Genomic DNA, 12,799 nt, shown 5'->3' on the forward strand with positions numbered 1-12,799 from the left:
TTCATGGTGTGGGCGTTTTGATTAAGCGTTAGAACTAAATCATGCCAGAAATGGGCGCCCACTCCCACCTTTTCGCTTGCGCTGCCAAGCAATTTTCATCCGTTCCGCTAGTTTTGCAAGAGGCTCTGGTGATATCAACGGAAAATACCGAGCGCGAGTGCGCTGCAACCGCGCGTAGCAATGTATACCCGGCGGTGCGTTGAAATCGGCGGTGCCAATGGCCGGATGCGGGCTGGTTCCGGGCGCCTCAGCATTCGCTGGACAGCGGCGCCGCGCGACCTTACACTCGCCGCTGTCATTCATCCATTTCCCGCGCGGGCAACAACCTTACCAAGGCAATCGATCATGCCAATGTCATTTTTGGCGCAAATGCGCCTATGCACCGGTATCGCGGCGCTGCTATTGGTCGCGCCATCGCAAGCGGCTACCGAATGCCCGCTCCTGAGTACAGCCGCGGTCGCAGCGGCTTTCGCCGATCCCGGCGCGCGCGTGGAATCGGCCGATCCGGGTGGCACCTGCGTCTGGAAGCTGTCCGACGACACCACGCTCATTTCCTCGTTTTACAAACACCCCGGTCCCGCTGAAACGAAAGAAGCCTACGATGCCTGGAAAGTGGGGTATATGGCGGATTTCCCCCGTGCGGGCCGCACGCCGCCGATTGGCAAGGGCGCGTATTTCGGCATGCGGCCGGCATCGCAACACCTCAGCGAGGCAGCCCTGCTGGCAACGCAGGGCAACAGCATCCTGATATTGAGCTACATCCGCAACAGCGAGCAAACCGGGCCGGATACATTGGCCGTGCCGATCCTCGCGCTGGGCAAGCAAGCCATCGCACGCTCCGGCAACGCCGGGCAATCCTTCGGTCAATGCGAATGGTTCAGCGAAGCCGAAGCGCGCGCCTTTCTCGGAAAGGGAGCGCTGAAAATCCACCGTTCCGGTCCCAACTGGTGCGCCGCATCGGTCGAGGGCAGCCGCGCCTCGCTGGTGGTGCAGGTATCGGACCACGTCATCGATGAAAAATTGGGGCGCGACGCGCCAGGATCGGACATGTGCAAGGTCGTCCTGATGCCGCAATTCGGCGCCCGGGGCGTCGCTGAATATGCCTGCGTCAAACCCATGAATCAGATGATGAAAATTGCGTTCAACGTCAATGACAAGCAGGTGGAAATCAGCGTGCAGCCGCTCGGGCGCGATGCCAACGAAGCCGATCTGAAACCGCTGACCGCGATTGCGCAGCGCGCCTACGCGCGTTTTTAAACTCCTTTTCAAGACAAGCACCCATGCTCGACTGGCTGTTTACTTCACCCACAGTCTGTGGTGGCTGATCCTGCTGCATATCGGCTTGCCGCTGTTCGGCACCATCAGCGTCGTCACGGCCTGTCGCGCTGAAACGCCGGCCGGCGCCAATGGCTGACGCGATGCGCCGCCATCGACCCGCACTGCCGCCTTACACCGCGATGTTGCCTTCAACCGAATCGTCCAGGGTTTTGCCGATCACGGCGCCGACCAGCATTTTCACGCCGGCCACCGCTTTGCCGTGCTTGTTATCCCAGTAGTATCCCTGGCCGGGAGTGATTTTGATCGCCGTGATGCGCGGATCGTCCTCGCCCCCGGTGAACCAGGTTTTCAGGATGAAGTTCCAGAGCTCCTTGATCTTGGCCTTGTCGCGCGTGATGGTGGCCACGCCGTCGAGCACCAGGAATTCGGAATTGGTCGGACCCTGGAAATACAGTTTCACCGCCGGATCGGCCGCGATCTCCTGATTCTTGTGGCTGTCGTCGGCGCTGAGAAACCACAGATTGCCCTGTTCATCGACCTGGCGCACGCTCATCGGCCTGGCGCTGCCTTCGTGCCGGGTGCAGAAAAAACAGGTTTCCGCGCTATCGATCAGGTCCTTCAGTTTGTCGAGCGCCGCGCTGCCGTCCAGATCCTTGTAATTATCTTCCGGCTGGTTCTTGTTAATCGAGTACATGGTTGTCTCCGTTTTGAATGTCAATACAATCGATGCTCCCGTCATGGAGCAGGCAGGCCCCATGGTACGTAACAAGCGTGGCGCGCTATGTGGCGCACCTAACTGATCGTGCATGACAGCGGGCCGAGGCTGGCGCGGTAAAATCAGGCATGAAACCACTGAGCGACCAAAAGATCATCGATTCATGGATGAAGAACAGCGCGCCCTGGACCGACGCTGTGCGCAGCGGCGCCATCGCCAGCCGCACCCTCGCCACCAATCAGGCGATCATCGACGCCGTGCGCCGCCGCGTGCCGGCGACCGGCATCGATATCGGCTGCGGCGAAGGCTGGCTGGTGCGCGCCCTCGATGGCGTTGCCATGACCGGCGTCGATGTGGTTCCCGCGCTCATCGAGCAGGCGCGCAGGGCGGGCCAGGGCGATTATCGCGTGCTCTCGTACCAAGACATCGCGGCCGGCAAGCTCGCCATGCATGCCGATGTCGCGGTCTGCAATTTTTCCCTGCTCGGAAAGGAGTCGGTCGATGGCCTCGTGCGCGCGGCACCTTCTTTCCTGACTCCCGGCGGCGCGCTGATCGTCCAGACCATGCACCCGCTCGCCGCCGGTGCGGCGGCCGATTACCAAGACGGTTGGCGCGCGGGCAGCTGGGCCGGCTTCAGCGACGCATTTTCCGATCCCGCACCCTGGTACTTCCGCACCCTCGCCAGCTGGCTCAGCCTGTTCAGGGACAGCGGACTGGCCCTGGCCGACCTGCGCGAGCCGGCCCACCCGGAAAGCGGCGTGCCTCTCTCGCTGATCATGGTCGGCGAAAACAGGCGCCCGCCAGCGGCGTCATAGGAATACGCCTATAATTCGGTAAGATTGCCAAAATTTCAACTGTGCTCGCACATCGATAAGCCGGCGCACATCTGACCTTGTTAACGTATCTCACGGAGCACACATGCTGGTTTTTTCCGCAACATTCACCGCCAAACCGGGCGCCGCGCAGGCCGTGATCGACCTCGTCGCCACCCTGATCGAGCCCTCGCGCGCCGAGCCTGGTTGCATCCGCTACGACTTCCTGCAATCGCCGTACACGCCCAACCAGTTCGTTTTCTTCGAATTGTGGAAAAGCCAGGCCGATCTCGACGCCCACTTCCAGGAGCCGCATTTCCTGGCCTTCGCAGAGCGCCTGCCCGCGCTGACCGAGGGCAGCTTCGAAAAAGTCGCCTATGAAACGGACGGCCCGAAGCCAGCCGCCTGAATCGGGCAAGCGTCGCGGTCGACGCAACATGGATCAGCGCGTGTTCCAATGCCAGGCCGGTTTCTCCAGTTCGCCCATGCCTTCCACCTGGGTCGCTCCCAGCACCTTTTCAAGGCGCAGCGACTGGTAGCCACGCTGGCCTTCGAGCGCTGCAATCAGGCGCTTCGCGTGCGACACCGCAATAATCTGCGACTGACGCGCGGCGCGGCCGATCAGTCGCCCTAACGGCGCCAGCAAGTCCGGATGCAAGCTCGTTTCCGGCTCGTTGAGCACCAGCAGTTCCGGCGGGCGCGGGGTGAGCAGGGCGGCGATCCACAACAGGTAGCGCAACGTCCCGTCCGATAATTCGCTGGTGCGCATCGGGCGCAGCAAGCCGCGCTGGCGCATGTGCAGCTCGAAACGCCCATCGTTGATGTTCACCTCCAGCGTTGCACCCGGAAACGCATCGTCGACCGCTTCGTCCAGCGCATCGGCCTCGCCGATCTCGATGATGGTCTGGACCGCGGCGGCCAGGTCGTGCCCGTCGTGGCTCAATACCGGCGTGTGGGTACCGATTTGTGCGCGCCGTGCCGGGGCGTCGGCATCGGTGCGGAAGTGGTCGTAAAAGCGCCATGAGCGCATTTTCTCGCGCAACTGCAGCAATTCCACGCCATCGCGCAGGTCGCCCAGTTGCGTCAGCATGCTGTCGAACGAGGCCAGGGCGGCGCTCAGCACGCGCCACTGGCCGCCCTCATCCCTGAACTTCACCAGCGCGCCGTCGCGTTCGACGAACTGCGCGCCGCGCCGCAGGAAAGGCCCGCTCCAGATGCACTCATGCTTGATGACCGGGTCGAGCCGGAACGCGCTGTCGGTCTTGACCGGGACGCCCAGGTCGATCAGGTAGCTGCTGGTATCGCTGGCAAAACCGAGCCGCAGGCTGGCTGGTTCGGCCCGCCCCGTACCCTGAACCTCATGCCGGCCCTGCCGCATCGCCCGCGACCCATCCGCCGGTCCCGCCCACAAGGTCGACTGCAAGCCGCCCTCGCGCGCCAGTGCTGGAATCAGGGAGCCTTGCGCCGCGTCGGCCAGCAGGCGCAACGCGCGGTACACGCTCGACTTGCCGCTGCCGTTGGCCCCGGTGATCACGGTTAACTGCTGCAAAGGAAGAGTCAGGTCGCGCAGCGAGCGATAGTTGGCAATGGCAAGTGTGGTCAGCATGGTTAATCCTGGTGTCATTAGTTGGATGCAGGAGCGCCGCACCGGCATGCGCGCATTGCCAAATTGTTGCACAATATGCCCTCTAGTCCTTTATGACTAGCCCGCCTAGCCCGTCATGGGCACATTCAAACCGCTCCCGTCCCGCTACAATCGGCCTGTCATCAATCTTCAGGGAGCAGGGCCATGTTGCGCGACCGGTATGGGCGATCGATCGAATATTTGCGCCTGTCGGTGACCGACCGCTGCGACTTGCGCTGCAGCTATTGCATCCCCAAAGGCTTCAAGGGCTTCGAGGAGCCGGCGCACTGGCTTACCTTCGATGAAATCGAACGCCTGGTGGCCGCCTTCGCCCGCCTCGGCACGCGCCGCCTGCGCCTGACCGGCGGCGAGCCGCTGCTGCGCCGTCATCTGGCCGAACTGGCCGGACGCCTTTCCAGCTTGCCCGGCATCGACGACTTGTCGCTCTCGACCAACGCCACCCGCCTGGCGCACCACGCCGACGCCCTGCGCGCGGCGGGCGTGTCGCGCATCAACGTCAGCCTCGATTCGCTCGACCGCGCCTGCATGCAGCAGATCACCGGGCGCGACAGCCTCGGCATGATCCTCGACGGCATCATGGCCGGCAAGGCGGCCGGCTTCGATCCGATCAAGATCAACATGGTGGCCCTGCGCGGCGTCAACGAGTACCAGATCGACGCCATGGTCGCCTTTTGCATCGAGCACCAGTTCGTGCTGCGCCTGATCGAAGCGATGCCCATGGGCGCCACCGGGCGCGACGCCACCTGGCTCGACCTGGGGCCGATCGAACGCCACCTGCGCCGTCACTTCGGCCTGGTACACCAGAGCGCTACGCTCGGCGGCGGGCCGGCGCGCTACCTGGCCACACCGGACGGACGCACCAGCGTCGGCTTCATCACGCCCATGTCGCAGCATTTTTGCGCCGACTGCAACCGCGTGCGCCTGTCGGTCGACGGCACCCTGTATCTGTGCCTTGGGCAGGAAGACAAGGTCGAGCTGCGCCCTTTGCTGCGCGGCGGCGCCAGCGATGCCGAGCTGGAACAGGCGATCCGCGCCGCCATCGAACTGAAACCCGAAAAGCACGAATTCCGTGAGCAACCGGACAAAATCATCCGCTTCATGTCGCAAACCGGCGGATGAGCGGCAGCGCGGCGATACCGATTAGCAACGCGGCAGCGTATCATGGCGCTGGCAAGGAGAACGCATGCCCCTGAATACCCTGATTCCCTCGCGTCAAAAGCTTTCCGCCAAGATTGTCGGCGCACTGCTCGGCTTCCTGGCGCTGGCCCTGTGCGCCATTGGCGTGACCCTGTACCTGTCCTGGCAGCTCGAAGGCAGCGCCGCCGCCATCAACGATACCGGCAGCTTGCGCATGAGCAGTTACCGGCTGGCGATCCTGCTGGCGCAACCGGGCGCGGCCGACACTGCCGGCACGGCCCCGCGCCAGGCCGGCGCCGCCCGCCAGATGGCCCAGATCGACGCCACCCTGGCGCAATTGCACCAGGGCGACCCGCAGCGCCCCTTGTTCCTGCCGCCGACCCGCGCCATCGTCGGCGAGTTCGATCGCATCAACAGCGACTGGCGGCGCGACCTGCGCCCGGCCGCCAGCGCGCTGGCGGCCGGGCAGGGCGCCGACGCCGGCGCGCTGCGGCGCTACCTTGCGCGCACCGACGTGTTCGTTGAGCGCGTCGACGCCCTGGTCCAGCTGATCGAGCGCGACAGCGAAACGCGCACCTTCTGGCTGCGCGCCTCGCAGTTGGCCCTGCTGGCCCTGGCCATGGTCGGCACCGTCAGCCTGATCTACCTCATGTTCAGCCTGATCATCGAACCGGTCACGCGCCTGCACGACGGCTTGCACCGCATGAAGGACAAGGATTTCGAAGTGCGCCTGGCGGTCGACAGCGTCGACGAATTCGGTCAGCTGGCGCAAGGCTTCAACCAGATGGCCGACCGCCTGCAAGCGCTGTACGGCAACCTGGAAAGCCTGGTGCGCACCAAGACCGCCGCGCTGGAACACAACAACCGCGAACTGGCCTTGTTGTACGACAGCGCCGCCTTCCTGCAGCGTCCGCAGCCAGTGGAACCGCTGTGCGAAGGCTTTTTGCAGCGCATCAGCGACTACTTCCAGGCCGACGGCGGCTCGGTGCGCGTGCTCGACGCCGGGCGCGACAATCTGCACATGGTGGTCCACCACGGCTTGTCGAAACGCCTGGTCGAGCGCGAACACTGCATCAAGGTCGGCGATTGCCTGTGCGGCGAAGCGGTCCAGAAAAAAGTCACGGTGATCCACGACCTGCGCAAGCTCGACAAGCGCTACGAACTTGAATGCCACCGCGAAGGCTTCGTCACGGTCTCGGTATTCCACATGTATGCGCACCAGCAGCACCTGGGTTTTTTCAACCTGCATTTCCGCACGCCGCGCGAACTCGACGCGCGCGAGCAGGGTTTGCTTGAAACGCTAGGCCAGTTGCTCGGCACCGCCATCGAAAACCTGCGCCTGGGCGCGCGCGAACGCGAAATGGCGGTCTCCGAAGAGCGCAACCTGGTGGCCCAGGGCTTGCATGACAGCATCGCCCAAGGCCTCAACTTCCTCAACCTGCAAGTCCAGATGCTGGACCAGTCCGTGCGCGACGGCAAGCTGGGCGACGTGGCCGACATCATCCCGGCCCTGCGCGCCGGCGTGCAGGAAAGCTACGAAGACGTGCGCGAACTGTTGCACAACTTCCGCAGCCGTCTGGCCGAGGGCAACCTGGTCGCCGCGCTGGAAACCACGGTCGACAAATTCCGTCGCCAGACCGGCATCGTCGCCGAGCTGGTGGCCGATGTCGACGGCGCCCCGTTCCCGCGCGAGCAGCAATTGCAACTGCTGTTCATCGTGCAGGAGGCGCTGTCGAACGTGCGCAAGCATGCGGACGCGAGCCAGGTCACGGTGCGCCTGCAGGACAGTCACGATTTTTTACTGAGTATCGAAGACAACGGCGCCGGCTTCGATCCGGCCCTGCTCGAAGTTCGCGGCGAGAGCCACGTCGGCATCCACATCATGCGCGAGCGCGCCCAGCGCATCGACGCCACGCTGGCCGTCAGCTCGCAGCCCGGCGTCGGCACCACCATCGCCTTGACCTTGCCGCAGGCGCATCGCCGCGCCGCCTGATTTATCAAATGGAGAACCCCATGGACACCCCCGACCAAGCGATCCGCGTGCTGCTGGTGGACGATCACAGCCTGTTTCGCAGCGGCATCCGCTCGCTGCTCCAGCGCCACGCCGAATTCGCCGTCGTCGGCGAGGCGGCCGATGGCGTCGAAGGCATCAAGCGCGCGCGCCAGTTGCAGCCCGACGTGGTGCTGCTCGACCTGAACATGCCCGGCATGTCCGGCGTCGAAACCTTGCAGCTGATGCAGCAGGATTGCCCGGACGCGGCGATCGTCATGCTCACCGTGTCGGAAGAGGCGCAAGACCTGGGCACGGCCCTGCGTGCGGGCGCCAGCGGTTACCTGATCAAGAATATCGATACCGATTACCTGCTGCGCGCGATCCGCCGCGCCGCCGCCGGCGAGACCGTGGTGGCCGAAGCGATGACCGGCAAGCTGGTGGCGCAGTTGCAAGCCGGCACGGCGGCCGAAGCGCCCGCGTCCGAGCTCGACAAGCTGACCCCGCGCGAGCGCGAAGTCCTCGACAGCCTGGCGCGCGGCGAGAGCAACAAATGCATCGCCCGCAACCTCGACCTGGCCGAAAGCACGGTCAAGATCCACGTCCAGAACGTGCTCAAGAAACTCAAGCTGGCCAGCCGCGTGCAGGCCGCCGTGTTCGCCGTCGAACAGCGCATGAAATAGGAGCGGCGGGCGGGAACCGCGATCGAGGCGCCGCGCGTTGCGCCGGCGACAGTCAGCCGGTCAGGCGGATGCCGGCCCGACCGGAGCGGATCTAGCCGCCGCCGCAGCCGCCGCAGCAGCCGCCGCTGGCCGGCGGCGCCACCGTGAAGCCGGCGCCGAACAAGGCATCGCGCAACTGTTCGGCCGAGGCGCGCGCCTCGTCGAAGCCGACCCGCGCGCGGCCGGTGGCCAGGGTCAGGTGTACGGTCTCGACGCCGGTCACGGCTTCGAGCGCCTGCGCGACGGCCAGCGCCACGGTCTGGTTCTGCATGGCGGGAATGGTCAGTAAGGCGGTTTGCATATGTTCTCCGATGGTTGACGTGGGTTGATGCGAACAGCGTAAAGGGCCGTTTGGCCGCCGTCCAGAAGCCCGTGCGATTTGTTCGAAAAGCATAACCTGCATCAAGAATGCCCCACTTAGGCGGCGCCGTGCCCGATCCGCCCTCAAAACGCGCGCGATAGCCATTGCCCGGCGCGGCGCCTTTAAGTAGTATATTGAATATATCTTTAAAGGATGGATGAAATGAGTCTGCTGACAATCGACGAGCCGGCCGCGCCGGTCCACCACGCGCCGTGGAGCGCGCAGCACCCCGTGTGGGCGCTCGGCTTCCGGCCTTTTTACATCTTGACGGCGGCCTTCGCGGCGCTCGCCGTGCCCTTGTGGCTGGCGCAATACCTGGGCTGGCTGCACTGGCCGCACGTCGGCCTCGGCTGGCACGCGCACGAGATGGTGTACGGCATGGCGATCGCCGTGATGATCGGTTTCCTGTTCACGGCCGGGCGCGCCTGGACCAATCTGCCGACCCCGCGCGGCGTCCACCTGGCGGCCTTGGCCGGCGTGTGGCTGGCCGGGCGCGGCGCCATGCTGGCCGCGCCGCCGCTGGCCGCCGCCGTGGTCGACCTGCTGTTCCTGCCGCTGGCCGCCTGGCCCCTGTACCGCGTGCTCAAGCAATCGGGCAACAAGCGCAACCTGTTCCTGGTGTTCCTGCTCGGTTTGCTGACCTTGGCCAACGCGCTGTTCCATGCCGCCACCTTGGGCTGGGTCGCCATGTCGCCCTTGGCGCCCGTGCATGGCGCGATCCTGGTGATCGTGCTCATCGAAGCGGTGATCGGCGGCAGGGTCATTCCCATGTTCACCACCAATGGCGCGCCCGGCAGCAAGCCGGTGGTGCGGCCGCGCTACGACAAGGTGGCGCTGGGCCTGACGGTGGCCGCCAGCGCGGCCTACGTGCTGCCGCTGCCGGGCGCGATCGGCGCCACCCTGATGATGGCGGCCGCCTGCGCTGTGCTGCTGCGCCTGCTTGGCTGGCAGCCGCAGCGCACCTTGCACGTGCCGCTGCTGTGGATTTTGCACCTCGGCTACGCCTGGATTGCGCTCGGCTTTGCGCTGTTGTCGCTGGCCGCGCTCGGCTTCGGGACGGCCAGCGCCGGCTTCCACGCGCTGGCGGTCGGATCGATGGCAGGGCTGATCATCGGCATGATGACCCGCACCACGCTCGGCCACACGGGCCGCATGCTCAAGGCCGGGCGCTACGAACCCGTCATGTACCTGCTGATCCAGGCCGGCGCCGTGCTGCGCGTGCTGGCGCAGTTCCTTCCCTTCGAGTGGCGCAATGGTGCGCTGCTGGCGTCCGGCCTGTGCTGGAGCCTGTCGTTCCTGCTGTTTTTGCTGGTGTACACGCCGTATCTGTGGCGCGCCCGCATCGATGGGCGCGAGGGCTGAGGCGAGATGGTAGGATAGCGTCCGTGGCACGCTTGGGGCGTTCCGGCAGCCCACAGCGTCGTTCCCTCAGACCGACTGCGTCGTTCTGGCAGCCCCGCTATGTCCTTCCCGCCTGCGCGGGAAGGACGGCGGTGGTCTACATCTCAACCAACTGAAGCGATCAAGAAAAAATGACAACCGTATTTGCAATGCCCGTGTTCGATGCCACGGTCATCTTTGAAGGAAATGAACTGTTCAAGGGAAAAGGTTCGGCCAGCATGTGGGCCGAAAAACTCGCCGCCGAGATTGGCGGCGAGGTCGGTGTGCAGAAAATCGGCACCGGCTGGGTCATCACCGGCCGCGTCGATGGCGACGACTGCCAGTGGGGCATCCACGGGCAGCGCCTCAAGCGCGTGGTTAGTGCGCCTGCGCAATAGCGTCGCTACGGACCTTTAACATCTTTTCCAGCGCCGGATCGCGTTTGTACACGTCTTCCGGAAACAAGGCCAGTCCTTCGCGGTCGGTCACGGCCGTCGAATAGAACAGCACCACCGGAATCGGCGTCTTGATGCCGACGGTTTTCATCGGCGCCGGCTTCATCAGCGCGTCGATCGCGGCCGGGGTCATCTGCGGCTGGTCGCCGAACACGAACTTGGCCAGCCCCAGCGGGTTTTCGACCCGGATGCAACCGTGGCTCAGGTCGCGCCGGCCGCGCTTGAACAAGCCTTGCGCCGAGGTCGAGTGCAGATAGATATTGTCCGAGTTCGGCATGGCGAATTTCACCGCGCCGAGCGCATTGCGCGGCCCCGGCCGCTGGCGCACGCGGTACTGGCCGGCGCGCAGTCCGTCCAGCACGCCGGCATCGACCGTCGATACCGGCGCGCCGCCGCCGATCGGCACCAATTCCATGTCGTTCTTGCCCAGGTAGCCCGGATCGCGCGCCAGCTTGGGAATGATTTCGCCTTTTTCGATACTGCGCGGCACGTTCCAGTACGGATTGAATTCCACATAGCGCATCGAGCCGACGAACAGCGGGGTCGGCGTTTTGGCCGACGCGCCGACGATCACGCGCATTTCGATCAGCGGGTTCTTGGCACCCGGTCCCAGTTCCAGCGCCCACAGGCGGAACGAGGGCAGGTTGACCGCGATCAGGCGCCCGTCCGGAAAGTCGGGCAGCCAGCGCAGGCGCTCCAGGCCCAGTTCGAGCTGGCGCACGCGGCGCGTCAGCGGCACGTTCAGCGCCGCCAGGGTGCCGGCCCCGATCACGCCATCGTCATTGAGCGCGTGGCGCGACTGGAAGCGCTTGACGCCTTCGGCCAGCGCCTCGGTATAGATGCCGGCCTTGGCGGGCGGCTCGGCCGGTGCGCTGGCGCTCAGGTCGCCCAACTGGACCAGGCGCGCGCGCAGGGTCGCCACGCCGGCGTACGGCGCGCCCGGTTCGAGCTTCTTGACGCCGTCGGGCAGCGCCGGCAGCGCCGTGAACGGCTGTTCGGCCAGCTTGCGGTAGGTCGCCAGGGTCGCCATCACGCGCCGGTACAGCGGAATGCGCGGTTCCGACGCGGCCACCGCCTGATCCAGGCGCTGGTTCAGCAGCGCCGCGCGCAGTTGCTCGACCGGATCGGTCTTGGTCAGGCGCGGATCGGGCAGGGTGGTGTGGTATTCGGACTTGACCCGGCCCACGCGCAGGTCGGCCAGGTAATGCAGCATGGCTTGGGTCATGCCGGCGTCGAAGCGGGCGCTGGTGCGCTGGACCGGATCGGCCAGCTGGCGCGCCAGGCCATCGACGTTGTACTCGGCCGGCGAGAGGCCATGCACGCCGGCGTTTTGCAGCAGCGAGAGGGCGGCGCTGGCCTGCTTGTAGCCGCGCTCCTGCCAGGCCGGCGCATAGGCGCGCGCGATGTAGAAGCGGGCCAGCCAGTCGCGTTCGTCATACGGGCGCGAACCGCGCGTCGGCACCGCCGCCGCGCTGATCGCCAAGGTGCGCAGCTCGGCCGCGATGCCGGCCGCCGGGGCGCCGGCCGCCGCGACAGGTGCCGGCGCGGCCGCGCTGGCCGCACCGTGGGGAAGCCAGACCACAAGCGCCAGCGCAATGGCGCTAAGGCGGAAGCTTCGTTTGCCGACGATCATCTAAGTTTCCAGACAGTAAAAATCTGACCATCTTAATCGAACACGCCCCGGATGGCATACCTGTTGCCAGAAAAGTTATAAAAATGGTAGCGCCAGCGCAACAAACTAGCGTTCATCGCAGGCTCCGGATGGTATTCGGGGCCAATGCGGCGGCGTATGTGGCCTGACATGCCGGGCTGACGCCCATTTTGCCACGACTGCTTGACGCGCTGGCGCTGCAACGGTCAGGGCATCGTCAGCGGCGCGATGTCATTGTCGGAACGACATTTAGTTGTCGCCAGTAACTGTCTGGAGCCGGGGTTGCGCATGCTGCCGACTCGTCAGAATCCGCACAGAAGGAAGATCGGGCAGCCGCTGAGCAGCATGCACGCCGCCAGCGGCGCCAACTGAGTTCACGACGGGTGCATCGGGTCCTTGCAAGGTGCGGGAAGCGGCGGCGGACGTGCCGCTCGCTCCCGTTGCCGATCCGACCACAGGACCGGCCTGGCGGCCTAGCCTGAATGTTGCACAAACCACCGCCGCAGCTTCACTTTTCCGATGCAGAACCTTTTCAACTTGAATCGGAATGTCGCGGGCGATAGCGTCCCTACCCAATTGAACGGGACAGTCAATGAAGCGGTTTGAAGGTTGAAGTTTGGCGGCGTGTGGTCGATTCTCGGCAGACCGGACGT

Annotated in this window: 13 protein-coding genes; 8 read left to right on the forward strand and 5 right to left on the reverse strand. The window is 65.1% G+C overall.

Going from position 1 to position 12,799, the window contains the following annotated elements; genetic code table 11:
- The first annotated feature begins 345 nt into the window (after nt 1-345).
- Nucleotides 346-1,257, forward strand: coding sequence for a hypothetical protein (locus tag F1735_RS30545; RefSeq protein ID WP_167240430.1), 912 nt, complete (start codon nt 346-348; stop codon nt 1,255-1,257).
- A gap of 190 nt (nt 1,258-1,447) precedes the next feature.
- Here F1735_RS30545 and F1735_RS30550 read toward each other — a convergent pair whose 3' ends face one another.
- The gene (locus tag F1735_RS30550; RefSeq protein WP_167240431.1) at nt 1,448-1,972 is read right to left on the reverse strand and encodes a pyridoxamine 5'-phosphate oxidase family protein; all 525 of its coding nucleotides are present in this window, start codon (nt 1,970-1,972) and stop codon (nt 1,448-1,450) included.
- A 149-nt stretch (nt 1,973-2,121) separates the two neighbouring features.
- On the opposite strand from F1735_RS30550, the gene F1735_RS30555 reads away from it, so the two are divergent.
- Nucleotides 2,122-2,808 carry a class I SAM-dependent methyltransferase gene (locus tag F1735_RS30555; protein WP_167240432.1) on the forward strand — a complete coding sequence of 229 codons (687 nt, stop codon included), beginning with the start codon at nt 2,122-2,124 and terminating at the stop codon, nt 2,806-2,808.
- 103 nt (nt 2,809-2,911) lie between these two features.
- Complete coding sequence (locus tag F1735_RS30560; protein WP_167240433.1) at nt 2,912-3,214, forward strand: putative quinol monooxygenase; 303 nt, start codon at nt 2,912-2,914, stop codon at nt 3,212-3,214.
- Nucleotides 3,215-3,247: 33 nt separating this feature from the next.
- Here F1735_RS30560 and F1735_RS30565 read toward each other — a convergent pair whose 3' ends face one another.
- Nucleotides 3,248-4,411, reverse strand: a complete 1,164-nt coding sequence (locus F1735_RS30565) for an AAA family ATPase (RefSeq protein WP_167240434.1) — start codon at nt 4,409-4,411, stop codon at nt 3,248-3,250.
- A gap of 183 nt (nt 4,412-4,594) precedes the next feature.
- Here F1735_RS30565 and moaA point away from each other — a divergent pair, with 183 nt between their 5' ends.
- From moaA to F1735_RS30580, 3 genes are all read left to right on the forward strand, one after another.
- Nucleotides 4,595-5,569 (forward strand): GTP 3',8-cyclase MoaA, encoded by a 975-nt coding sequence (gene moaA, locus F1735_RS30570; protein WP_167240435.1) that lies wholly within the window; start codon nt 4,595-4,597, stop codon nt 5,567-5,569.
- 64 nt (nt 5,570-5,633) lie between these two features.
- Nucleotides 5,634-7,580 carry a type IV pili methyl-accepting chemotaxis transducer N-terminal domain-containing protein gene (locus F1735_RS30575; RefSeq protein WP_167240436.1) on the forward strand — a complete coding sequence of 649 codons (1,947 nt, stop codon included), beginning with the start codon at nt 5,634-5,636 and terminating at the stop codon, nt 7,578-7,580.
- A 20-nt stretch (nt 7,581-7,600) separates the two neighbouring features.
- Nucleotides 7,601-8,260, forward strand: a complete 660-nt coding sequence (locus F1735_RS30580) for a response regulator (RefSeq protein WP_167240437.1) — start codon at nt 7,601-7,603, stop codon at nt 8,258-8,260.
- Nucleotides 8,261-8,351: 91 nt separating this feature from the next.
- Here F1735_RS30580 and F1735_RS30585 read toward each other — a convergent pair whose 3' ends face one another.
- Nucleotides 8,352-8,600 (reverse strand): heavy-metal-associated domain-containing protein, encoded by a 249-nt coding sequence (locus tag F1735_RS30585; protein ID WP_167240438.1) that lies wholly within the window; start codon nt 8,598-8,600, stop codon nt 8,352-8,354.
- Nucleotides 8,601-8,822: 222 nt separating this feature from the next.
- On the opposite strand from F1735_RS30585, the gene F1735_RS30590 reads away from it, so the two are divergent.
- Together F1735_RS30590 and F1735_RS30595 are read left to right on the forward strand one after the other, a co-directional pair.
- Complete coding sequence (locus F1735_RS30590) at nt 8,823-10,022, forward strand: NnrS family protein (protein WP_167240439.1); 1,200 nt, start codon at nt 8,823-8,825, stop codon at nt 10,020-10,022.
- A 170-nt stretch (nt 10,023-10,192) separates the two neighbouring features.
- A complete protein-coding gene (locus F1735_RS30595; protein ID WP_229477105.1) occupies nt 10,193-10,438 on the forward strand; it encodes a hypothetical protein in 246 nt (81 codons plus the stop codon).
- On the opposite strand, the gene F1735_RS30600 is transcribed toward F1735_RS30595, so the two are convergent.
- Together F1735_RS30600 and F1735_RS35875 are read right to left on the reverse strand one after the other, a co-directional pair.
- Nucleotides 10,419-12,128 (reverse strand): L,D-transpeptidase family protein, encoded by a 1,710-nt coding sequence (locus F1735_RS30600; protein WP_167240440.1) that lies wholly within the window; start codon nt 12,126-12,128, stop codon nt 10,419-10,421. The two genes, F1735_RS30595 and F1735_RS30600, sit on opposite strands and share 20 nt — an antisense overlap.
- 267 nt (nt 12,129-12,395) lie before the next feature.
- Nucleotides 12,396-12,799: hypothetical protein (locus tag F1735_RS35875; protein WP_222853120.1), on the reverse strand; the 404-nt coding region annotated here is incomplete at its 5' end.

The organism is Massilia genomosp. 1 (assembly GCF_011682185.1).
Taxonomy (GTDB): domain Bacteria; phylum Pseudomonadota; class Gammaproteobacteria; order Burkholderiales; family Burkholderiaceae_D; genus Telluria_A; species Telluria_A rubra.